Annotated in this window: 20 protein-coding genes; 11 read left to right on the forward strand and 9 right to left on the reverse strand. The window is 47.7% G+C overall.

Annotated elements, in window-relative coordinates:
- Positions 1-147 precede the first annotated feature (147 nt).
- From lysS to HHL17_RS04420, 3 genes are all read left to right on the forward strand, one after another.
- Positions 148-1,656, forward strand: coding sequence for a lysine--tRNA ligase (gene lysS, locus HHL17_RS04410; protein ID WP_169223557.1), 1,509 nt, complete (start codon positions 148-150; stop codon positions 1,654-1,656).
- Positions 1,657-1,906: 250 nt separating this feature from the next.
- Positions 1,907-2,740: a universal stress protein gene (locus HHL17_RS04415; protein WP_169223558.1), complete on the forward strand. Its 834-nt coding sequence runs from the start codon at positions 1,907-1,909 to the stop codon at positions 2,738-2,740.
- A 42-nt stretch (positions 2,741-2,782) separates the two neighbouring features.
- Positions 2,783-3,538, forward strand: a complete 756-nt coding sequence (locus HHL17_RS04420) for a DUF4197 domain-containing protein (RefSeq protein WP_169223559.1) — start codon at positions 2,783-2,785, stop codon at positions 3,536-3,538.
- A 72-nt stretch (positions 3,539-3,610) separates the two neighbouring features.
- Here the strand turns inward: HHL17_RS04420 and HHL17_RS04425 are convergent, their stop codons facing one another.
- Positions 3,611-4,489, reverse strand: coding sequence for a flavin reductase family protein (locus HHL17_RS04425; protein ID WP_169223560.1), 879 nt, complete (start codon positions 4,487-4,489; stop codon positions 3,611-3,613).
- A gap of 2 nt (positions 4,490-4,491) precedes the next feature.
- The gene (locus tag HHL17_RS04430; protein WP_169223561.1) at positions 4,492-5,505 is read right to left on the reverse strand and encodes a fumarylacetoacetate hydrolase family protein; all 1,014 of its coding nucleotides are present in this window, start codon (positions 5,503-5,505) and stop codon (positions 4,492-4,494) included.
- A gap of 88 nt (positions 5,506-5,593) precedes the next feature.
- Here HHL17_RS04430 and HHL17_RS04435 point away from each other — a divergent pair, with 88 nt between their 5' ends.
- The 3 genes from HHL17_RS04435 (at position 5,594) to HHL17_RS04445 (ending at position 8,843) form a co-directional block, all read left to right on the forward strand.
- Positions 5,594-6,721, forward strand: a complete 1,128-nt coding sequence (locus tag HHL17_RS04435; protein ID WP_169223562.1) for a hypothetical protein — start codon at positions 5,594-5,596, stop codon at positions 6,719-6,721.
- 41 nt (positions 6,722-6,762) lie between these two features.
- Entirely contained in the window at positions 6,763-8,013 is a 1,251-nt protein-coding gene (locus HHL17_RS04440; protein WP_169223563.1) for a serine hydrolase, read from the forward strand.
- A gap of 173 nt (positions 8,014-8,186) precedes the next feature.
- Positions 8,187-8,843 (forward strand): sterol desaturase family protein, encoded by a 657-nt coding sequence (locus HHL17_RS04445; protein WP_169223564.1) that lies wholly within the window; start codon positions 8,187-8,189, stop codon positions 8,841-8,843.
- A gap of 70 nt (positions 8,844-8,913) precedes the next feature.
- Here the strand turns inward: HHL17_RS04445 and HHL17_RS04450 are convergent, their stop codons facing one another.
- The 6 genes from HHL17_RS04450 to HHL17_RS04475 all read right to left on the reverse strand — a co-directional run bounded on the left by HHL17_RS04450 (position 8,914) and on the right by HHL17_RS04475 (position 14,065).
- Positions 8,914-9,261 carry a hypothetical protein gene (locus HHL17_RS04450; protein WP_169223565.1) on the reverse strand — a complete coding sequence of 116 codons (348 nt, stop codon included), beginning with the start codon at positions 9,259-9,261 and terminating at the stop codon, positions 8,914-8,916.
- A complete protein-coding gene (locus HHL17_RS04455) occupies positions 9,261-10,202 on the reverse strand; it encodes a DUF6263 family protein (protein ID WP_169223566.1) in 942 nt (313 codons plus the stop codon). The genes HHL17_RS04450 and HHL17_RS04455 overlap by 1 nt, the downstream gene beginning before the upstream one ends.
- An 18-nt stretch (positions 10,203-10,220) precedes the next feature.
- Complete coding sequence (locus HHL17_RS04460) at positions 10,221-10,994, reverse strand: TIGR02757 family protein (protein WP_169223567.1); 774 nt, start codon at positions 10,992-10,994, stop codon at positions 10,221-10,223.
- 193 nt (positions 10,995-11,187) lie between these two features.
- On the reverse strand, positions 11,188-12,327 hold the full coding sequence (locus tag HHL17_RS04465) for a cystathionine gamma-synthase (RefSeq protein WP_169223568.1): 1,140 nt from the start codon (positions 12,325-12,327) through the stop codon (positions 11,188-11,190).
- 354 nt (positions 12,328-12,681) lie between these two features.
- Positions 12,682-13,272 carry a DUF2911 domain-containing protein gene (locus HHL17_RS04470; protein ID WP_169223569.1) on the reverse strand — a complete coding sequence of 197 codons (591 nt, stop codon included), beginning with the start codon at positions 13,270-13,272 and terminating at the stop codon, positions 12,682-12,684.
- A gap of 97 nt (positions 13,273-13,369) precedes the next feature.
- Positions 13,370-14,065 (reverse strand): acyl carrier protein phosphodiesterase, encoded by a 696-nt coding sequence (locus HHL17_RS04475; RefSeq protein WP_240975087.1) that lies wholly within the window; start codon positions 14,063-14,065, stop codon positions 13,370-13,372.
- Between the two features lie 256 nt (positions 14,066-14,321).
- On the opposite strand from HHL17_RS04475, the gene HHL17_RS04480 reads away from it, so the two are divergent.
- Positions 14,322-14,774, forward strand: coding sequence for a hypothetical protein (locus tag HHL17_RS04480; protein ID WP_169223570.1), 453 nt, complete (start codon positions 14,322-14,324; stop codon positions 14,772-14,774).
- 167 nt (positions 14,775-14,941) lie between these two features.
- Positions 14,942-15,916, forward strand: coding sequence for a deoxyhypusine synthase family protein (locus tag HHL17_RS04485; protein WP_169223571.1), 975 nt, complete (start codon positions 14,942-14,944; stop codon positions 15,914-15,916).
- A gap of 153 nt (positions 15,917-16,069) precedes the next feature.
- Here the strand turns inward: HHL17_RS04485 and hemW are convergent, their stop codons facing one another.
- Complete coding sequence (hemW, locus tag HHL17_RS04490) at positions 16,070-17,194, reverse strand: radical SAM family heme chaperone HemW (RefSeq protein WP_169223572.1); 1,125 nt, start codon at positions 17,192-17,194, stop codon at positions 16,070-16,072.
- A 246-nt stretch (positions 17,195-17,440) separates the two neighbouring features.
- Here hemW and HHL17_RS04495 point away from each other — a divergent pair, with 246 nt between their 5' ends.
- The 3 genes from HHL17_RS04495 (at position 17,441) to HHL17_RS04505 (ending at position 21,556) form a co-directional block, all read left to right on the forward strand.
- Positions 17,441-18,463: a DUF4271 domain-containing protein gene (locus HHL17_RS04495; protein WP_169223573.1), complete on the forward strand. Its 1,023-nt coding sequence runs from the start codon at positions 17,441-17,443 to the stop codon at positions 18,461-18,463.
- A 36-nt stretch (positions 18,464-18,499) separates the two neighbouring features.
- Entirely contained in the window at positions 18,500-19,291 is a 792-nt protein-coding gene (locus tag HHL17_RS04500; RefSeq protein WP_169223574.1) for a uroporphyrinogen-III synthase, read from the forward strand.
- A gap of 219 nt (positions 19,292-19,510) precedes the next feature.
- Positions 19,511-21,556, forward strand: coding sequence for a thioredoxin domain-containing protein (locus tag HHL17_RS04505; protein ID WP_169223575.1), 2,046 nt, complete (start codon positions 19,511-19,513; stop codon positions 21,554-21,556).
- Positions 21,557-21,757 lie beyond the last annotated feature (201 nt).

Below are 21,757 nucleotides of genomic sequence, written 5' to 3' on the forward strand. Positions count from 1 at the left end.
TATAGCAGTGGAACAGGCTACCTTTAAGCCGGTTTTCATAGGATATGGTCAAAAAATAAGAGGGCTGTAGTCTTACAGCCCTTTTCCTTAAGATTCTCCCTATAATCAGTTATTTTTGCACTCCATTTGGCATTTACAAATAATCACATGACACAATTATCTGAGCAAGAGATTATCCGCCGGGAAAAATTACAGGAGCTGCAAAAACTGGGGATCGACCCCTACCCTGCGGCGGAATACCCGGTTAATGATACTTCCGTTAACATAAAAAATAACTATTCGGAAGCTACTAAGGAGCAATTCCAGGACGTATGCCTGGCAGGCCGTATTATGTTTATCCGTGATATGGGTAAGGCAGCTTTCGTTGAACTCCAGGATAAGGCAGGCCGTATCCAGCTGTATGTACGCCGCGACGATATCTGTCCCGGTGAGGACAAGACCGCTTACGACGTTGTTTTCAAGAAACTGATGGACATCGGTGACATCATCGGTGTAAAAGGATATGCTTTTGTGACCAAAACCGGCGCTACCTCCGTTCACGCAAGGGAAGTGACCATGCTGTCCAAAGCCCTGCGCCCTCTCCCGATCGTGAAATCCGTGGAAGGACAAGTATTTGACGAGGTGACCGATCCGGAATTTAAGTACCGTCAACGTTATGTGGACCTGGTCATCAACCCGGAAGTGAAAGATGTGTTTGTAAAACGCACCAAAATCCTCCAGACCATCCGCGATTTTTATAATAACCTGGGCTATCTGGAAGTGGAAACACCCATCCTGCAGCCTATCCCCGGCGGCGCTACCGCCCGTCCGTTCGTTACGCACCACAACGCGCTGGATATTCCATTATATCTCCGCATCGCGAATGAATTATACCTGAAACGCCTCATCGTAGGTGGTTTTGAAGGGGTATACGAATTTGCGAAAGACTTCCGCAATGAAGGGATGGACCGTACCCACAACCCGGAGTTTACCGTAATGGAAATGTACGCCGCCTATAAGGACTATGAGTGGATGATGCGTACTACCGAAACTCTGCTCGAAAAAGTAGCGGTGGCCCTCCACGGTACAACTGAAGTACCGGTAGGGGATAAAACCATCGACTTTAAAGCGCCTTTCCGCCGTGTGCCGATGTATGAAGCCATTAAGGAACATACCGGCTTCGATATCTCCGGTATGGACGAAGCACAGCTCCGTGATGTCTGCAAACAATTGGGCATCCATGTGGACGCTAAATTCGGTAAAGCCAAACTGATTGATGAGATCTTTGGTGAAAAATGCGAAGGCCACTACGTACAGCCGACCTTTATCACCGATTACCCGGTGGAAATGAGCCCGCTGACTAAAAAGCACCGCAGCAAAGAAGGGCTGGTAGAGCGTTTTGAGCTGATTGTCAACGGTAAGGAAATCGCCAATGCTTATAGTGAGCTGAACGATCCTATCGACCAGCGTGAACGTTTCGAAGATCAGGTGAAACTGATGGAGCGTGGTGATGATGAAGCCATGTATATCGACTACGATTTCCTCCGTGCCCTGGAATATGGCATGCCGCCTACCTCCGGTATCGGTATCGGTATCGACCGTCTGACCATGCTGATGACTAACCAGCCTTCCATTCAGGACGTGCTGTTCTTCCCGCAAATGAAGCCGGAGAAATAGTCCCAAAAGACGCAAAGAAATCTACATAAACAAAGACCAAATTTGTACTGGTTTAATGGTATTATAATATTTTACCATTTATTCAGCGCAAATTTGGTCTTCTTTTTTTATTGGCGGCTATCTTCAACAAAATCTTGGGTGACCAATAATTTCCGGCATTAAATTTTCTATACCCTTATCAGAAACGCTCAGATACCGTGTCACATAGTTAACTTTAAGTAATGCTTTTCTGTATCTTAAAATTAGTCATATGAAAACTATACTTGTACCCACTGATTTTTCTGATACCGCCTATAATGCAGCTACTTATGCGTTAGCAATCGCCGCACAGCTGAATGTTGACCGTGTGGTGCTTTATCATGCCTATGAGTTGATTGTCCCCATTCCCGATGTGCCTACGTCTATTCCCATGGTCAATCCCGATGACCTGCGAATTGCTTCACAGGATGGATTGGACAAGATGCAGAAAGAGCTTTCACCCCTGGCGGCAACTGGCGTTAGCATCGTGACCCGGGCGGATAATACCCTGCTGGCAGCCACCATCGACGATGTGGTGAAACAGGAAGAAGCCACGCTGATCGTGATGGGCATCACCGGCGGCAGCAAAGTGGAAGAGATATTGGTAGGGTCCAATACCATCGATGTGGTGAAACATACCACCTGTCCGGTGCTTATTGTGCCGGGTAAAGCATCATTCAAGGGCATCACGAAAATTGTGTTCGCCTGTGATCTGCGCCAGGTGGCCGACACCACCCCGATTACGCCGCTGAAGAAGCTGCTGGCCGCCTTCCATGCAGAACTGCATGTGATCAATATCGATCATGAAAGCAGGCACTTCTCCACCGATACGCCTTTTGAAACATTGATGCTGGATACGCTGCTGGAAGACTATAGGCCGGAATATCATTTTATAGACAACCCGGACGTGGTACAGGGAATCACAGAGTTTGCAGAAAACATACACGCCGACCTGATTCTGACGATTCCTAAAAAACATGGCCTGTTTGAACGGATTTTCAAACGTAGCAATACTGCTAAACTGGCCTACCAGACACATATCCCGCTATTAGCGATACACGAATAAAGTTATATATTTGAAACATTAATACATTATCATCACAACATTATGCTGAAAAAAACACTGTTGGTACTCCTGGGCGTTGGCTGCATGCACGCCAGCCAGGCACAATTACTGAACAAACTGAAAAAGCTCGGAAAATCCAACTCCACAACTACCGCTACAACTCCTGCTTCCAATACTGGTGGCAGTGTAACCGAATCAGAAGCTGGCTCAGCTATCAAGGAAGCACTGGCGAAAGGCGTTGCGAACGGTATTGCCAATCTCAATAAAACAGACGGTTTCTTTGGTAATGATCTGTATAAGCTGTTATTACCTCCTGATGCGGTGAAAATCGGTAATACACTGCGTGCTATAGGACTTGGGCCACAGGTGGACCAGGCCATCCTGCAAATTAACCGCTCTGCTGAAAAAGCGGTGGGATATGCTGCTCCCATCTTTGTGAATGCGATCAAACAAATGACGCTCACCGATGCGCTCAACCTCGTGAAAGGTGGCAACAATTCTGCAACAGAATTTTTCAAAAGCAAAACTACAGATCAGCTGAAAGCCGCTTTCAATCCTGTAGTGAAAAAATCACTGGACAGCACCAGCGCTACCCGCTACTACTCAGACATCGTGACTACCTACAACAAACTGCCGACGACGTTCAACAAAGCGAACCCCAATCTGCAGGACTATGTGACCACCATGGCTGTTAATGCGCTGTTTGACCAGATCGGCAAAGAAGAAGCTGCTATCCGCGCCAATCCTGCCGCCAGAACGACTGATCTCCTGAAAAAAGTATTCGGTAATATCCTGTAATAATTGATTCAGGTCAACATAAAAAAAGGAGCGAAGATTCTTCGCTCCTTTTTATTTATAAGCATGTTTTTATCATGCACTGAGTAATACCTGCCATGCCTCTCCTACCTTGTTGGCTTCCAGTAATTGTTTGGCGTAGTGATGCAGCTCGCGTTCCATCTCATCAGGGGTGAGGCTATAATACTGAATGATGTTTTTCAGATGGTTATCATCAAAAGTCGGATCTACAAAAGGCATTTCATGCACATTGCCCAGTTTGCCCAGATCATTGCCGCTGAGGATGGTGCTGTTCCGTATAGATAATGGTAACGCATCTACGCCAATACCCAGTTGCGTATTAGGCTTGGGTACTTCAAAAACAGCATCGCCTGAAGCGCGGCAATAGTAATCGCCGCCCATACGTGCTACCAGGTCTATCTTTTGCGGATCTATTTTGCCTTTGGCATCGAATATTTCGTCGTTGATATGAATCAGTATCGGCTCGCAGATAATGAGGTTGCCGGCGCCGCCCTGGTTACCGGTTTCGATGATCTGTTTTACCACACATTCCAGTTGCACAGGACTTTCCTTTACACGGAGCGGTTTCACTTTTTCTGAAGGCAGTGGTGTAAAACCTGCTTTCACAAATTCATCCACACCTTCCGGGTATTCGCAGCTGGCGAGGGATGTTTGTTGCACCATACCATAGGTCACCACATTGATCACTACTTCGCGGGTAGCGCGGATATTTTCCAGTGTATGTTTGGTGGTGTTGTCACGCACGCGGCGGGACGGTGAAAATATCAGTGTAGGCGGATTGGTACCGAAAAGGTTAAAGAAACTAAAAGGCGATAAATTAGGTTTCCCTTCAGCATCCACGGTACTGGCAAAACAAATCGGGCGTGGGGCGATGGCTCCCTGCAGATAAGCCTGCAGTTCGACGGTTTTAATTTCAGACGGAACTACCTTCATGCCTATACGTTTTTCTTAAGTGCCAGTATAGAGAAATCGGTATCCTCTTTTACAATGGTGTTAGTAAGCGTGCCCAGTCCATCGATGTCCATTTCCACCACATCGCCGGGTTGCAGCCATTGTTCGGTGTAATTGGGATCATTGAGTTTGCCGGTGCCGTTCAGTTCCAGGAAACAGCCGGTGCCTACGGTGCCGCTGCCGATCACATCGCCAGGCATGATGTTGACGCCATAGGCGCAACGTTCAACGATTTCTGCAAAAGTCCAGTCCATATCGCCCATGTTGCCTTCGCTTACTTGCACACCGTTGACCTTACAGGTCATTTTCAGGTTGTAGTTATTGCCGGTATGTCCTGGTTTGGCAGGAATAAGAAAGGCTTCCAGTTCATCAGGTGTTACCAGCATAGGGCCAATCACTGTGCTGAAATCCTTGCCCTTGGCGGGACCGAGGTTGAGCTTCATTTCTTCCATCTGCAGGGTGCGGGCGCTCATGTCATTCATGATCATAAAACCGCCGATGTAATCATCTGCTTCTGCTGCGGTAATATTGCGGCCGGCTTTACAGATCACGATGGCGGCTTCCAGTTCAAAGTCCAGCTTGTCGAAATGATCAGGCATGCAGTGAATGTCGCCGGGGCCCTGGATGGCATTGTGATTGGTGAAATAGAAGATGGGATACTGATCAAACTCGGGGATCATCTCCACTTTACGGTTTCTGCGCGCGGCAGCCACGTGCTGACGGAAGGCATAGCCATCACGGCAGGAAGTGGGGAATGGTACAGGCGACAGCAGCTGTACGCTTTCTACGGGTATACTATGAGCCGTGCCCGGATGTTTGCCGGCTTTCAGGCTGGCATCAGCCTGCCGGGCAATGTCGATCACATCTTCCCACATCATCAGGAACATACCCATGTTGTTGGGCAGGTCCGGATGCAGTTCCTGGGTGTTGTATAACTGCCCGTTGACAAGGATAGCCAGCTGGTCTGTTTCCTCTCTTAAATAGCTTACAAGTTTCATGATTTGTATTGTTCTGGTTGTATGATTGACCAAATATAAGGATGCTCCTGCGGTTTTTTTGTATAAATTAGGAAGATAAATACCTGTTATGAAATCCCTTTTATGGCCCCTTTGCCTGCTATTTGTCCTGCCCCTGGCAGCTGTAGCGCAGTCTCCTTCCCGGTATACCATTTCCCCGTTAGCAAAATTGCCGGCAGACAGTCTCCTGAAAACAAGGCTCCTGGTAAGCCTGGATGGGTTTCTGAGAGACAAGGACCATCCTGGTCAGCCTTCTGTTTACATGGACACGGCCTATCTGCGGGGCGACAAAATGGGATTTGAAGAGATCGTGAAAGTGGAGAACAGTGCCAAACGTAAGGATACCGGCTTCTACAAGGTACAATTGCAGAATGTGATAAAACTTAAACAGGAGGAAACATTCCTGATTAAACTGGGATTTGTAGGGTTGGCCGATGGGCAGCCGGTAGTGCGCATGATTTACAGCATCATCGGGAAAGACCGGAAGGACCGCTTTGTTTTTTATCCCGCCCGCGATTATGTGATCAAAGACTGGAAACAACAGTGGGTAGGCAATATTCATTACCTGTACCCCTATACGCTGGACATGGCCGCCGCCCGGCGGTTTGATCGCTTTAACACCACAGTGGCGGGCTGGTTTGGAGCGAAACCGGTAAAGCTGCATTATTACCATTGCAGCGATGCGCAGGAACTGCTACGGGTAAAAGGTGTGGACTATGATGCGAATGCCAGTTATATGCGGCGCGGCGATTCTGATAAAGACAATGATATCTTTATGAGTGGTGTTGGTAGTCCCTGGTATGGGCATGATCTCATTCACTTCTATTGCGACAAGTTTCTTCCCCGGCCCGTAAACAGGGCCATGGAAGAAGGATTGGCGTATTATGCTGATGGCGGTTGGGGCGAGTCTTATGCTACCTGTCTGGGTATCCTGAAGAAATATGCCGCTGATCATCCGGGAGAAGACTTATACCGGGCTTTTAAAAATAATGTCAGTGTAGGTGATATCAGCCTGAAGTTCACCATCAATGCTTTGTTGCTGGAGGAGGTGATACGCCGGCAGGGCTTCCCTAAGGCATTGGAGGTATTGAAAGCCGAGAACAATGATGCGGGACTGGAACAGTCGCTCCATACCCATTTCGGGCTTACACCGGCTAATTTTAACGAAAACATCAGGAAGCGCTTAATAGCCAGCTGATAATTTTATATTTTGGCAATCAGAACCACTATTGCTGCTCTATGACGCGTCACTGTTTGCTGTTGTTGCTTTGTGGCTGCCTGTCCTTTGCTCAGGCACAGCCCCGTACAGATACCCTGCTCAAAAACATGTTCAACCGCGAGGCTACGCCGTTGTTGCGGCATATGCTGCAACATCCGGACTCTTTCCGGTACCAGCTGATTTACACGCAAATTGACCGGGATGCCAATAATAAACCACATTTCAGGCACTATTACCTTAATGTGGACGCTAGCCAGTATTTTAATCCGGCCAGCACTGTGAAGCTGCCTATCGCCTTGCTGGCGTTGGAAAAGATGCGGGAGCTGAAAGTGCCCGGACTGAACGGTAATACCACGATGCTTACAGACAGCAGCGGAAGCGGACAGTTGACCGTGCATACCGACAGTACTGCCCAAAGTGGGCTTCCGTCTATCAATCATTATATCAAACGGATATTCCTGATTAGCGACAACGACGCTTATAACCGTTTGTATGAGTTTGTTGGCCAGCAATCTATTCATGAGCGGCTATGGGAAAAAGGATATAAAGATGTTCGTATTGTCCGGCGGTTTATGCCTTTGTCTGAAGAAGAAAACAGGCATACCAATGCCATCCGGTTTGTAAAGGACGGCAAAACCCTGTACCAGCAGGCGCCTGCTGTGAGCAAGCTGCAATATGATTATAGCAGGAACATCCGAATAGGTGCGGGATATATGGATAAAAATGATCACCTGGTATCCGAGCCGATGGATTTTACAAAGCATAATAGCCTGCCGTTGCAGGACCTGCAACAGTTATTGCAATCGGTTATTTTCCCGCAGTCGGTGCCGGCGGAGCAGCGTTTCCGGATAGCCCCGCAGGATTACCGGTTCCTGTACCGGTATATGTCGGAGTATCCTTCAGAAAGTACCGACCCTGTTTATGATACGACGGAGTACTTCGACAGCTATACGAAGTTTTTCCTCTTTAAGGGTGCCGGGCACCACATCCCGTCTAATATGCGGGTATTCAATAAAACGGGCTGGTCGTACGGTTTCCTTACAGATGCGGCTTACATCGTTGATTTTGAGCATCATGTGGAGTTTATGCTCACCGGAACGGTTTATGTGAACCGCGATGGTATTTTAAATGATGACAAATATGAATATGAGGGGGAGGGATATCCATTTTTCCGGGATGCGGGAAATATCCTTTATCAATACGAGCTGCAACGGAAACGGGCCTACCAGCCGGATTTGAAGGAGTTTCGAATCAACTATACAGCGCAATAGAAAGCAGTTGTATAAATATTTGATGGATAAATCAAAGATTAAAAATATCAATTAGAGTGAAGGTTGTATTTTTGTGCCTGAAATCGGCAGACGGGGCTCAGCTACCTGCCGGGGTAAAATAAGAGGGGTTTTATTCATTTTCCCGTAACTGTTGCGCGTTAAAACTGGGATTCATGAAATTTGAAAAGATTAAGAACAAAGGACAGGCAAGATTATTTGAAAGCCAGTACCTCGAGATGCTAACCAAAACGCATCCCCTGGTGATCTGGGGAATGTATTTGCCCATTATTGGCTATATGCTTTATTATAGCCATGACACATTAGGTTTTGAAGTAGGGACGGTGGCACTCATATTCGTTGGAGCGATGTTATTTTGGTCGTTCTTCGAGTATATCATGCACCGGTTTATCTTTCACTTTGCCAGTGAGAGTCCTAGAGTGCAACGCTTTATTTATGTGATGCATGGTAACCACCACGAATATCCGAGAGACAAGCAGCGTTTGTTCATGCCGCCGGTACCGAGCCTGATCCTGGCTTCAGCGATCTTTGGCAGCCAGTACATTTTCCTGCGGCAGTACACGTTTATGTTCTTCCCGGGTTTTCTGCTGGGCTATCTCATTTATGGCAGCATGCACTATGCTATTCATGCCTGGAATCCTCCTTTTAGATTTATGAAGCCGCTGTGGCGTAACCACCACCTGCATCACTACAAAAGCGAGGGGAAAGGTTTCGGCGTAAGTTCTGCTTTCTGGGACCGGGTATTCGGCACTTTCTTCGACCTGGACAAGGAAAAGGAAGACAAAGAGAAAGTAAAAGAGCTGATGTTTTAGTGTTGTCTGATTTAACTGATTATAAAAAAAGCAGGTGTTTGCGAACACCTGCTTTTTTTATAATCAGATTTTACCACCTTTCTTCATCGTCCGGCAGGTTGTCTTGCCGGAAAGCTTCGCGGGAAGCTATTTTCTGCAGCTGCCTTTCTATGATCAGGCCAGCGATGGGCCGGTAAGGATCAGTGCCCTGCTGGGCGGCGTATGCGAGTATCTGTTTTACTTTTTTCTCTGCCACGTCTATACGGTAGAGGAGAAAGATAAACTGTTGTAAATCGTTGCTGATCAGATATTCCAGTCTTCTGCCCAATATTTCCTCCAGTTGATCGTAGCTGATATTGCCCGGAGGCACACTCACCTCAAATGTTTGTTGTGCCCAGATGGCTGTCTCCTGAAGATATGGTGCAGGGAAGCTGTTCATTATTTCATCTGTTTTATTTTATAGGAAGCGTTGGTGATTACTTTCACCGGCACTTTCAGATCGTGTTTAATGCCTTTGGCTTTGTTCACTTTATAGGTATAGTTACCATTCATTTCCGTATTCTGTACGCAGATGCTGGGCATGCCGCTGCTGCGCATTATCAGATAGTTAGACGAAGTGGTGCCGCTGATTTCGGCTGTGGCTTTGATGTCATCGTCGAGGGTCAGGGTTTGCACCTTGTCGGTATTTATTTTGGAGGTACCACCAATCTTAGCGGTCTGGGAGTCCCAGGTCTGGAGATTCCAGTAAAGATCTATCCTGCCTATGAGGCCGCCGCGGAGAGGTACGCTTTCTTCCCATTGGGTGCCGGTTTTAATGCCATGTGCCGGATACATAATGAGCAACTGCTCCAGCCAGGCGCGGAAGGCATCGGTGCCAAACTGGTCTTTCATCAGTTTTTTATAGGCTTCCTGTTCGTCTTTTTTTAGGGAGCTGAAGGCTGCTTCGGCATTGTTGAGCAGGTTATCCAGACCGTCGACCTTGGTGATCACACCGGTGCTTTGCAGTTCCACGGTAAACGGTTGGTCCAGCAGTTTTTTCAGGCCGGCCTGAAAAGGTTCTTCTGCTTTGTTCACTTTGGCGTCCACAAAGATGTTCTGGTTTTTAGCGTTGAAATTGAATCGCAGCTCTTTATACCGGAACGTGAGTATGGCTTTGCCGGGTATTACATCGGTGATATCGATGGTGATAATATTGTTGTAGTCGCGTGTAACCCGTTGTTGTGTTTCATTGATCGTGGTATAGGTTTCCGTACGGCTTTTCTGTTCCAGTTCAAACTGTTCTCCCTTGTTGAAGTTGTAATTGATGGACATATAGTCCTGAGCCTTAGTGGTAAAGGACAATGTCAGCAAGGTTGCAATGGCGCCCAATAATTTTTTCATTACCGTAATTTATTTTAATCAAACATATTTTTCGATCACACCTAATCCAAACAGGGCGAAGTCGTATTTGGCCGGGTCTTCCGGGTCCAGCTTTTTGAGCTCATGGGTGAGCGATACGGCTGTTTTCCAGTCAGACTTCGCGTCTGATATGAGTCCCAGTCTGGTAGCCACGCGGCTTACGTGAACATCCATCGGGCATATCAGTTGTGATGGTGAAATATGTTGCCACAGCCCAAAATCCACGCCATTTTCATCTTTTCGCACCATCCAGCGCAAATACATGTTCAATCGTTTGCATGCAGAGTGTTTGGCAGGAGAAGAGATATGTTTTTCAGTACGGGCGGGGTGCTCGAGGGAAAAAAACATTTTATGGAAGCCGGTAAGAGCTTTTTCAACGTTTTCATCTTCAGGGTTGAGATGTCCGCTGAAGGCGAATTCAAGGGAAGTGATGTTGGTGTAGTAGTGCTGCAGGAATTCCACGAAATACAGGAGGTCTACCCCATTAAAGGTCCGGTGGCAGAAGGTCATCAGCTTCATCCGGTCGCGCGGGTCATGATTGCGGATGTAGTCATAGGGCGCATTGTCCATATGCCGCATCAGTTCCGTGCATTTGTTGATGATGCTGGTACGGTTGCCCCAGGCCAGTATGGCGGCAAAGAGGCCGGCAATTTCTATGTCCTGCAGTTCGCTGAAGCGGTGTGGGATGCAAATGGGGTCATTTGCAATAAAATCCGGATGATTATAGGATGCCGCTTTCGCATTCAGGAAGTCCTTCAGTTGTTGGATCTTCATAGTGTTTCACATGTGCATCTGCAGCCTGGCTATACGCGTCAACCACCTGTACCGCTGCCCTCCGGCAGCAGCGCAGGTGGTTTATGTCGTCAGCGCTCATAAAATAGGCTGTGGATATGGTCCAGGTAAAAATGATATACCTGGTAAAGATAATTTTTAACCGGTAAGAATTAAAATCAGATTGATGAGCGTGTTATCCGATGGCCTGGTTCAGGTCAGCGATCAGGTCGTCCACATCTTCAATGCCCACGCTCAGGCGGATGAGTGAATCGGCCAGCCCGTTTTTAATTCGTTCTTCCCGGGGGATAGACGCATGCGTCATGCTGGCGGGGTGCCCGATCAGCGACTCTACGCCGCCCAGTGACTCCGCCAGGGAGAACAGGTGTGTTTGGCTCAATACCCTGTTGGCAGCGTCCATGTTATCGTCTTTCAGGGTGAAAGACATCATGCCGCCATAGCCCCGCATCTGTCGTTTGGCGATATCGTGATTAGGATGATCGGTAAAGCCGGGCCAGTATACCTTGTCCACTTTATCATGATTACGCAGGAAGTGAGCGATTTTTTCCCCGTTTTCACAGTGCCGCTGCATGCGCACATGCAGGGTTTTGATGCCGCGCAGCACCAGGAAACAGTCCTGAGGGCCTGGCACGGCACCACAGCTGTTTTGTATGAAATACAGTTGTTTGGCCAGTTCTTCGTTTTTAACGATGATGGCGCCATGCACCACGTCACTATGCCCGCCCAGGTATTTGGTGGCTGAGTGCAGTACAATGTCAGCGCCCAGGTCCAGCGGGTTTTGCAGGTAAGGAGACGCGAAGGTATTGTCTACGCACAGCAGTACGTTATTCTTTTGGGCAATCTGTGCCACCGCTGCAATATCAATGATGTTCAACAGCGGGTTGGTAGGCGTTTCAAGCCAGATCATTTTGGTCTTAGGGGTGATATGCGCTGCTACGCTGGCAGCGTCACTCATGCCTACAAAAGAGAACTTAATACCGTACCGTTCAAATACTTTGGTGAAGATACGGTAGGTGCCGCCGTATAAATCGTTGGTTGCCACAACTTCATCACCGGGCGACAGCAATTTCATGACTGCATCGGTAGCGGCCAGGCCACTGCCGAAGTTAATACCATGGGTACCGTTTTCAATGGCTGCCAATGCGTTTTGAAGGGCGTCGCGGGTGGGGTTCTGTGTACGGGCATATTCGTATCCTTTATGCACCCCCGGTGCACTCTGTACATAGGTGGAGGTTTGAAAGATAGGTGTCATAATGGCCCCTGTGGAGGGATCGGGCGCTACACCTGCGTGTATGAGTTTAGTTCCCAGCTTCATGTCTTAAATATTTTATAATGAACAATTTCTGGTGGTTTTTCAAATATACTCCCTTTTGTGATTGGAACATTTTAGCAGGCACAGCAATTATTGTCCAATTTAGCGTTCCGAAAATTGTTGGTGGAATGATTTAGCACGCTTACGAACATTTTTATATCGTTCACCAAATGAACCCTAACGGGTACGGATATTCGATATACATTCGTTTAGGTTTTTCATAGGATATGGTTAAAATTCTTAGGGCGGTAGTCTTACCGCCCTTTCTTTTTGAAACAGTTGTAAATACTATATAAAATACAGCGGCCCAACGATTTTGACATCGTTGGGCCGCTGTATTTTTATCTTGTGAAGGTGTTATTTCTTAGCACCGCCATCTGTCCACCGGATAGGCAGGCTTACGCTTACCTTGTCCCAGGCGATGATCAGGTTGGCGCCGGGATCTCCTTTTTCAAATACCATGGTGAAGGCATCTAACGGGGTGTCCAGCGGTGTTACCGGGAGAGCTGTTCTCACTACATCTTTACGCTGGTCATATTTGAAAGCGCCCCAGATATCTGTTTCCTTGTTCAGGATAATGGTCCATGTTTTTTCGGTGGGAATAGCATACATGGTATACCGTCCTTTCGGCACGTTTTTACCGGCAATGACCACCGGTCTGAAAAATTCTATTTCAGTGGCTTCGTTGGCGCCCAACCGCCATATTTTTCCGTATTCTTCCAGGTTACCAAAGATCTCCCTGCCTTTTGTCTGCGGACGGCTATAGATGACCCGGGCTACCAGTGTACCAGGTTCCCCCTTCACTTTTACCACATACGGGTACATGGGTGGGTAATAAGCCATGTCCATAGGGCTGGCGTCGAGTGGTGGCAATTTTTTATCCTGGGCTCCTGCGTTGGCGGCGAATACTCCGAGTGCAAAGGCGAAAATGATGGCTTTTTTAAACATCCTGTGAGCTTTATTTTCTTTTAAAACAAATTTGCGGCCCCAAACCTAGAGATTTTTAGTGAATCCGGAAAGTGACCCCCGTGCCTTTAACAGGCCCTTAGCGGTTTTCGTTTTGTAACAAATTTTCCACATATGTCTGGAGGGCAGGAAAAAAGGCCTGATAGCAGTCTTTTAAGGCGTCATAATGTTCAAGAAAGATAGCAAAAATAACGGCAGGACTGCTTTCTAAACCTTTGGCCCGGGCGCTGATGCCCCGGAAGGCCCGTTCCATACCATCATTGCCCCGGTAATTGTACAGCCAGTTGTACTGCCGCATGTAGGCAAACATTTCCAAGAACCTCGCCGGCAACACTTCTTCCTGGTGGATAATGACATCATATACCTCTTTGGAAAAATCATAAAGGGTGTCTTCGGAAAAACGGGTACTGTCCGTGGCCAGAAAATGGTCGTATACCAGATCGGTAAATACGCCGCTGTAAAGGCCGCAGGCGGACCGGAAAAAGGTTTTGGCCTGTGCGGTAACCGCATGTTGGTCGGTAAACGTATCAATAGCCCGGTGCAGCCGGATACCCTGCTGTACGTCCGGACTGTATAATGCCAGCTGCTGCCGGCCTTTTACATAATCCGCGATCAGGTTGCCGGTTATCAGTGCCGGCTGATGAAAGGAAAGGTAAGCATGTGCCAGGTAATTCATAATAAAGCCTTTCTGATGGTTTGATGAGACAAATGTAACGATCGTTTTGCCATTGATAGTCAGCGCATACCGGTTTTCACGTTGAACCGTATTTCTCATCCACTTTAACACAACCTTAACACGCGCCCATGCAACATTGGCAAGGTGGCACCAACAAACAGGCCATGGCTGCGGAAGATGCGCAGTTGTCCGCCACCGGCCAGCCGGACGTCCGATAGTGGATACTCCAAGTTATCAAGTGCCTCCACCAGTAAAGTATGCCTTGACCAACCATCCATTCCCGTCGTAGTTTTGAGTCATCAAAGCAAAAAACCAACACAAAAAACATTTAAAAACCTCATAATTTTTTTCCGCCATGAAAAAATTAATCCTTTTGATGAGTGCAGCATTACTGCTTAGTGCAGGCGCCCTCTTTGCAAATCCGTACGAAACTAAAGTTAACAGCAGAATAGAACATTCTTTTAGCGAGACTTTTGCCGGAGCCAGTGAAGTGAAATGGTATACCGATGATAACAAAACCTTCACGGCTAAATTTAACATGCGCAGCAGCAAAGTGACTGCCTTCTTCGATGATGCAGGGACCCTGCTGGCCACTTCCCGCTATCTGGACCCGGAACAACTGCCATTGGCACTGACTTCCAGGCTCAATAAGAGATATCCGAAAGACAGCATCTATTGCATCGTGGAATATGCTGCCAACGGTAATATCGTGTACTTTATCACCCTCGAGGGAAAAGATACCTGGACCGTATTAAAAGCAGATGGAACCGGTAGCACCAGCGTTCGGAGCCGTCTCAAAAAAGCCTAGTTTTAGTTGTGCTTTCCGTTTGATTGAAATGAACAGGTCTGTGGGCGCCGCCACGGACCTTTCTCTTTTATCTCCCTCTCCCCCTTTCGCCTTGGAAAATTATCTTAACTTTGCCAGCTGTTAAGGCTTTATGAGCCAGGCTGTTAATGTATAAATGATTAAATGACATGAATAAGGGACCCATTTCTCAATTTATCCAGCACCATTACCGCCACTTTAATGCTGCTGCATTGGTGGATGCTGCCAAAGGATATGAAACACATTTACTGGAAGGTGGTAAAATGATGGTAACATTGGCCGGTGCGATGAGTACGGCCGAGCTGGGCATTTCTTTCGCTGAAATGATCCGTCAGGGCAAAGTAGACATCATCTCCTGTACCGGTGCTAACCTGGAAGAGGATATCATGAACCTGGTAGCGCACACCCACTACAAAAGAGTGCCTAACTACCGCGACCTGAGCCCGCAGGAAGAATGGGACCTCCTGGAACAAGGCTTTAACCGTGTTACCGATACCTGCATTCCTGAAGAAGAGGCTTTCCGCCGCATCCAGAAACATATCCACAAAATCTGGAAAGATGCAGAAGATGCCGGTGAACGCTATTTCCCGCACGAGTACATGTACAAACTGCTGCTCAGCGGTGTGATGAAAGAGCACTACGAAATCGATCCGAAAAACAGCTGGATGCTGGCTGCTGCTGAAAAGAATATTCCTATCATCGTTCCGGGATGGGAAGACAGCACCATGGGTAACATCTTCGCTTCTTACTGCATCAAAGGTGAACTGAAAGCTTCTACCATGAAGAGCGGTATTGAGTACATGATTTTCCTGTCTGACTGGTACCGTAAAAATTCCGGTGGTAAAGGCGTTGGCTTCTTCCAGATCGGTGGCGGTATCGCGGGCGACTTCCCGATCTGCGTGGTACCGATGATGTACCAGGACCTGGAATGGACTGATGTTCCTTTCTGGAGCTATTTCTGCCAGATCTCTGACTCTACTACTTCCTACGGTTCCTATTCCGGCGCTGTTCCTAATGAGAAAATCACCTGGGGCAAACTGGATATACATACACCCAAGTTCATCGTGGAATCAGATGCTACCATCGTAGCGCCGCTGATCTTCTCTTACGTATTGGGCTGGTAATATTATTTCGATATTTTTTGATTTAGGGATTTGATTATTTGGAAGGCTTTCCAAATGATTAAATCCCCAAATTTTTTCTCCCCAAAAATGATCTCCTGATTAATTTGGATACCTGCATAACATCTTAACCCAGGGCTTCAGCCCTGGGACTGGCTAAATGAACAAATCAGCCGCGATACCGTCTGCAAACAGCCGTCCGGCTTTGGTGAGCCGCAGCGTTTCACCCTGATATTCCATCCATCCTTTGGCAATCAATGCTTTGCTCTCCTGTTGCAGGCGGAGGCTTTGATCTGCGCCAAATTTTTCAGCGACCCACTCCAGGTTGCAACCGGCAGAAGTGCGCAGGGAAGTCATGATGTATTCATTGAACTGCATATCGGTCGTGAGACTTTCTATTTCCGCTGGTATCTCGCCGGCAGTGATGCGTTTAATGTAAGCGGCATTATTGGCAACGTTCCACTGGCGGGAGTGGCCGTTGAAAGAGTGGGCGGAAGGACCGATCCCAAGATAGGACCTGCCCTGCCAGTAGCTGCTGTTATGCCGTGAGTGCCAGCCGGGTAAAGCGAAATTAGAGATTTCGTAGTGCTCATAGCCAGCAGCTTCCAGCCATTGCATCAGCTGCTCAAAATGACGGGCTGCTTTGTCCGGGTCAGTGGCTTCCATCTTTTTCTTGCGGATAAAATGGTCCAGCGCTGTGCCGGGTTCCACTGTCAGCGCGTAGCAGGACAGGTGCGGAACGCCCAGCGCAATGGCCTGTTCCACATTCTGCCGCCATCCCTCGTCGGTGAGCGTGGGGCCGCCATAGATCAGGTCTATCGTGATGTTGCGGAACCCGAGTTGTTGCGCCTGCGCAATACAGTCCAGCGCCTGCTGGCTGTTATGGGCGCGGTTCATCCATTGCAGGTCTGCCTGATGGAAGGACTGTATCCCGATGCTGAGCCTGTTGATACCGGCATCGCGGAGGGCCTGGAGTTTGGCGATGTCCAGATCGTCAGGATTGGCTTCCAGTGTGATTTCCACATCTGGCGCTACGTCGAAGGTGTTGTACAGACGGGATAGCAGCAGTTGCAGTTCCCCGGTATCGAGCAAACTGGGCGTGCCGCCACCGAAGTAGATGGTCTCTATCCGTTCGCCGCCGAGGTAATCCTTTTGCAGGTCGATTTCCTGCAGGAGGCATTGCACCATCTCCGCTTTGCGGGCCAGCGAGGTGGAAAAATGGAAGTTACAGTAGTAGCAAGCCTGCTTACAAAAGGGAATATGTAAATAAATTCCGGCCATGGACGTTTTTTATAATAGCCTGCTGTTGCCGTTTTGCCGGTCAACTATGGACTATTTTAATATCTTTGCAAACAGCAAAATTACGTTTCAGTTTTGTTATGTGAACAGGACGGTGTTAATTGCCCCCTGGTTAGTGTGGTGAAGGGCACACGTTGAATTTGGAAAACCGATTAAAAGTCATTGCAAAATATTTTCCTGGTGCGCAACTGGTTATTGTTTCTATTTATTTTCAGCTACTTACCAATAATGGCACAAACAGCAGACAGTACTGCCGTGCCTGCCCCTGTAAAAAAGAAACCTGCGGCTACCCGTACGGTGCCTGATTCGCTTCGTCCGAAGCCCAAGCCTAAGCCGGCTGCCGTGGCGGTGAAAAAAGACACGACGCGTACCATCAGGAAAGATACGGTGAGAACGGCTGCGGTGCCTGCTACTGCCACGGTGCCTGTGGACACCAGTGCGCACAAAACAGACAGTGCCGCGCTGGCGGCTGCTCCCAAGCCCAGGCCGGTGTCTGACTATGACCTGTATATGAAGAAACTGGCGCAGGAGAACATCTTCCTGAAGCCGGGAAGGCCTGCTTTCAGGGATACGAATATCCTGCGGCCCTTTCGTGATATGGACTGGCTGGTATACCTCGTAGGGGGTATATTGTTGCTGCTGAGCATTATCCGGCTGTCTTACACCAAATATTTTGCGGACCTGTTCCGGGCTTTCCTGAATCCCACGCTGAGTCAGCGGCAACTGAAGGACCAGCTGTCACAGGCGCCTTTCCCGAATATGCTGCTTAATATCTTTTTTGCCGTGTCGCTGGGAGTATATCTTTACCTGGTGTTATACCGGCAGCAGGTGTTCCCGCAGGCGGAGCCTTGGTTGCTGATTCCCGGGCTGATTATTCTGGTGGCGGCTGTTTATGGTATCAAATATATGATGCTGCGTTTCTGTGGGTGGTTGTTTGGTAACAGCGAGCTGGCCGATGCTTATATTTTTATTCTGTACCTGATCAATAAAATTTTGGGAGTACTGCTGGTGCCTTTCCTGGTGGTGTTGGCTTTTTGCGACGTGGAAATTGCCCGTACTTTTCTCTATATTTCGATATTTTTTATAGTATTATTAGTTGTCTACCGTTATATTAGATCTTATTCTTTAGTTAGGCAATACCTATCCTTCAGTAAATTGCATTTTTTTCTTTACCTTTGCGCATTCGAAGTAGCGCCGGTGCTAATATTAACAAAGGTGCTGCTGAATATCTGGTTAACTGGTAATCCTTGATTATCGCCTATTGTTAACACAAGAGCATAAAAAAGTATGATTAAAGGCGGGCCAAAAAAAGATTTGCAAGGTAAACAAATTCAGTCAATTCTAATTTCTCAACCTAAGCCTGAAACAGAAAAGTCTCCCTATTTTGATCTGGCAAAAAAGTTCAACATAAAACTGGACTTTTATCCATTCATCAGGGTGGAAGGCTTACCCGCTAAGGAGTTTCGGAAGCAGAAAATTGACATCCTGGCTTTCACAGCAGTGATTTTTACCAGTCGTAATGCGGTGGATCACTTTTTCCGGATCTGTGAAGAAATGAAGGTTAAGGTATCGCAGGATTGCAAGTACTTTTGTATTACGGAAGCAGTTGCATTATACCTGCAGAAATTCATTCTCTATCGTAAGCGGAAGGTGTTTTACGGAGCTGACGGTTCTACCAAAGGTGTACTGGAAGTGATGAACAAACACCGGGATAATGAGAAATTCCTCTTCCCTAGTTCCGACAGTCAGAAAAAGGACATTGAGGAATGGTTGAAAACGAACAAATGTGAGTATGCCACAGCGACCCTTTATAAAACCGTTTCCAACGATGTAAAGGAGATACTGGGCAAGACAAACTACGACATGATTGTGTTTTTCAGCCCTTCCGGCGTGAAGTCATTATTCGAGAACGTACCTTCTTTTGAACAAAACGGTACGCGTATCGGGGCTTTCGGGCCTACTACTTCGGCAGCAGTGGAAGAAGCAGGATTGAGGTTGGACGTGAAAGCGCCGGCTCCGCAGGCACCGTCTATGGCGGCTGCGCTGGACCAGTACCTCGCAGGTCTTAACAAGAAATAAGCGAAAATGTGTGTCGCATAAATAGTTTACCAGGGATGGCAATAGCCATCCCTGCTTTTTTACTGCTAAGCGGCCGCAGCAGCTGTTCTCCTCCTGTTATTATTATCTCCCCAAAAAATCTTTCCCGGAACTGGTAATTCTGTCAAAATCTTTTTATTCTTGTAGCGTGTATCGTTATCAATCAAAACTATTCCAGTTTCAATTATTTAAGCGGATTCCATGAATAAACTTGCGGGCGAAACCAGTCCTTATTTATTGCAGCACGCGCATAACCCGGTGGAATGGTATCCCTGGGGAGAAGAGGCACTGGAGCGGGCCAGAAGGGAAGACAAGCCCATTTTGGTAAGCATTGGATATGCCGCTTGTCACTGGTGTCATGTGATGGAGCGGGAAAGCTTTGAAGATGCAGCTACTGCTGACATCATGAATGCGTATTTCATTAATATCAAGATAGACCGGGAGGAAAGGCCGGACCTGGACCATATCTATATGGATGCGGTGCAGGCCATGACCGGCGCCGGCGGATGGCCGTTGAATGTATTCCTTACCCCTGATAAAAAGCCGTTTTATGGCGGTACCTATTTCCCGCCGGTAAAGGCTTACAACCGGCCGTCGTGGAAAGATGTGCTGCTGTCGCTGGCAGACGCTTTTGCCAACAAGCGGGAAGATATCGAAACACAGGCCGATAACCTGACCCAGCATATTGACCAGTCGAGCCAGTTTGGGCTGGATGCCGGTGTTAATTTCAATATACCAAGAGAGGAACTGTTTACCCGTCAGCAATGTGATACCATCCGTGAAAACATGCTCCGGCAGGCGGATACGATATGGGGTGGTTTTGGTCGGGCGCCTAAGTTCCCGCAAACCTTTACCATCGCGTATTTGCTGCGGTACCATCATGCGTTTAAACATCCCGAAGCGTTGCAACAGGCGTTGTTGTCGCTCAATAAAATGTTGCAGGGTGGCTTGTATGATCAGCTGGGCGGTGGTTTTGCCCGCTATTCCACCGATGAGAAGTGGCTGGCGCCACATTTTGAGAAGATGTTGTATGACAATGCCTTGCTGATAGACGTGCTGTGTGACGCCTGGCAATTGACCCGGGATAACGTGTACGCACAAACTATAAAGGATACCCTGACTTTTATTACCCGGGAGATGACAGCGCCGGAAGGTGGTTTTTATGCCGCATTGGATGCGGACTCTGAGGGGGTGGAAGGAAAATTTTATACCTGGAGCAAGGCAGAGATACACCATGTGCTGGGAGAACAGGCCGGTCCTTTTTGTGAGTTTTATGATGTGACGGAGCATGGTAATTGGGAAGAGCAGAATATATTATGGATACAACAGCCGCTGGAGCAGTTTGCCGCTGAGAGAGGCTATGATCCGGCAGTATTGGGCGCTATGCTGAAAGGCTGCCGGGAGAAACTGCTGGCCGTGCGGGCCAACCGTATCCGTCCGGGGCTGGACGATAAAATACTGTTAGGCTGGAATGCCCTGATAGTGCATGCCTGCTGCCGTGCTTTTGCGGCGTTGGGCGATGACAGCTACCGGCAGATGGCGGTGCGCAACATGGATTTCCTACTGGCCAATTTCCGGCAAAACGACGGCACACAAGCGTTTTATCATACCTGGAAAAACGGGCTGGCCAAATACCCGGCTTTTCTGGATGATTATGCCTGCCTGATACGGGCGCTGATAGCCTTGCAGGAAATTACCGGCGACACCCGTTACCTGTACCAGGCGCATGATATCACGGCTTTTGTGAACGATCATTTTGGTGACGGTGGTCATCTTTTTTACTACACCATAGACGGGCAGGACGATGTGATCGTGCGTAAGAAAGAAGTGTACGACGGAGCGGTGCCCAGCGGTAATGCTATCATGGTGCAGAACCTTTGGTATCTTTCTGTTGTTTTCGATAATAAAGATTGGGGAAACAAGGCGGTGGCGGCTTTGTCAGGCATTGCCCAGACGGTGACCCGGTACCCTACTTCTTTCGGCGTGTGGGCGAGCCAGTTATTACAGTTTGTAAAAGGTACCCCTGAAATTGCGGTGGTAGGAAAGGATTTCCGCGTGCGGATGCAGGAGGCGGGCAACTGGTTTATCCCTTTCCGGATTTTAATCGGGTCAGAAAAAAATCAGCCGGAAATTCCGCTGTTGCAAGACAGATACCGGGAAAATGATACATTAGTTTATTTATGCAAGGATTATCATTGTATTAAGCCAGTCTTTTATATACAAGAAATTATTAATTTAATAGAATAATTATGTAACTTGCCCGTTATAAGGGTAGTTTAAGTAAAATAAATGTTGGACCGGTGATATAATAAAATGTTAAAAAATACGTTTAAATTAGTTACCGAACCGACGTGTGTAGAATTGAAAAAGTTGTGTAAAAGTTGACTACAAATTAAATTTTATTATTACATTTGCTATCTTTCATATAAACAAAGCGGGTGATAAATA

Origin of the sequence: Chitinophaga fulva (assembly GCF_012927205.1) — a bacterium.
Taxonomy (GTDB): Bacteria; Bacteroidota; Bacteroidia; order Chitinophagales; family Chitinophagaceae; genus Chitinophaga; species Chitinophaga fulva.

What these genes read in the sequence shown, in the direction of transcription:
- HHL17_RS04480 (WP_169223570.1), top strand. Translation starts at nt 14,322, where the DNA reads ATGAAAAAATTAATCCTTTTGATGAGTGCAGCATTACTGCTTAGTGCA.
- HHL17_RS04435 (WP_169223562.1), top strand. Translation starts at nt 5,594, where the DNA reads ATGAAATCCCTTTTATGGCCCCTTTGCCTGCTATTTGTCCTGCCCCTG.
- HHL17_RS04470 (WP_169223569.1), bottom strand. Translation starts at nt 13,272, where the DNA reads ATGTTTAAAAAAGCCATCATTTTCGCCTTTGCACTCGGAGTATTCGCC.
- HHL17_RS04425 (WP_169223560.1), bottom strand. Translation starts at nt 4,489, where the DNA reads ATGAAGGTAGTTCCGTCTGAAATTAAAACCGTCGAACTGCAGGCTTAT.
- HHL17_RS04460 (WP_169223567.1), bottom strand. Translation starts at nt 10,994, where the DNA reads ATGAAGATCCAACAACTGAAGGACTTCCTGAATGCGAAAGCGGCATCC.
- HHL17_RS04505 (WP_169223575.1), top strand. Translation starts at nt 19,511, where the DNA reads ATGAATAAACTTGCGGGCGAAACCAGTCCTTATTTATTGCAGCACGCG.
- HHL17_RS04495 (WP_169223573.1), top strand. Translation starts at nt 17,441, where the DNA reads ATGGCACAAACAGCAGACAGTACTGCCGTGCCTGCCCCTGTAAAAAAG.
- HHL17_RS04420 (WP_169223559.1), top strand. Translation starts at nt 2,783, where the DNA reads ATGCTGAAAAAAACACTGTTGGTACTCCTGGGCGTTGGCTGCATGCAC.
- HHL17_RS04445 (WP_169223564.1), top strand. Translation starts at nt 8,187, where the DNA reads ATGAAATTTGAAAAGATTAAGAACAAAGGACAGGCAAGATTATTTGAA.
- HHL17_RS04500 (WP_169223574.1), top strand. Translation starts at nt 18,500, where the DNA reads ATGATTAAAGGCGGGCCAAAAAAAGATTTGCAAGGTAAACAAATTCAG.
- HHL17_RS04415 (WP_169223558.1), top strand. Translation starts at nt 1,907, where the DNA reads ATGAAAACTATACTTGTACCCACTGATTTTTCTGATACCGCCTATAAT.
- HHL17_RS04440 (WP_169223563.1), top strand. Translation starts at nt 6,763, where the DNA reads ATGACGCGTCACTGTTTGCTGTTGTTGCTTTGTGGCTGCCTGTCCTTT.
- HHL17_RS04430 (WP_169223561.1), bottom strand. Translation starts at nt 5,505, where the DNA reads ATGAAACTTGTAAGCTATTTAAGAGAGGAAACAGACCAGCTGGCTATC.
- HHL17_RS04450 (WP_169223565.1), bottom strand. Translation starts at nt 9,261, where the DNA reads ATGAACAGCTTCCCTGCACCATATCTTCAGGAGACAGCCATCTGGGCA.
- HHL17_RS04465 (WP_169223568.1), bottom strand. Translation starts at nt 12,327, where the DNA reads ATGAAGCTGGGAACTAAACTCATACACGCAGGTGTAGCGCCCGATCCC.
- hemW (WP_169223572.1), bottom strand. Translation starts at nt 17,194, where the DNA reads ATGGCCGGAATTTATTTACATATTCCCTTTTGTAAGCAGGCTTGCTAC.
- HHL17_RS04475 (WP_240975087.1), bottom strand. Translation starts at nt 14,065, where the DNA reads ATGAGAAATACGGTTCAACGTGAAAACCGGTATGCGCTGACTATCAAT.
- HHL17_RS04485 (WP_169223571.1), top strand. Translation starts at nt 14,942, where the DNA reads ATGAATAAGGGACCCATTTCTCAATTTATCCAGCACCATTACCGCCAC.
- HHL17_RS04455 (WP_169223566.1), bottom strand. Translation starts at nt 10,202, where the DNA reads ATGAAAAAATTATTGGGCGCCATTGCAACCTTGCTGACATTGTCCTTT.
- lysS (WP_169223557.1), top strand. Translation starts at nt 148, where the DNA reads ATGACACAATTATCTGAGCAAGAGATTATCCGCCGGGAAAAATTACAG.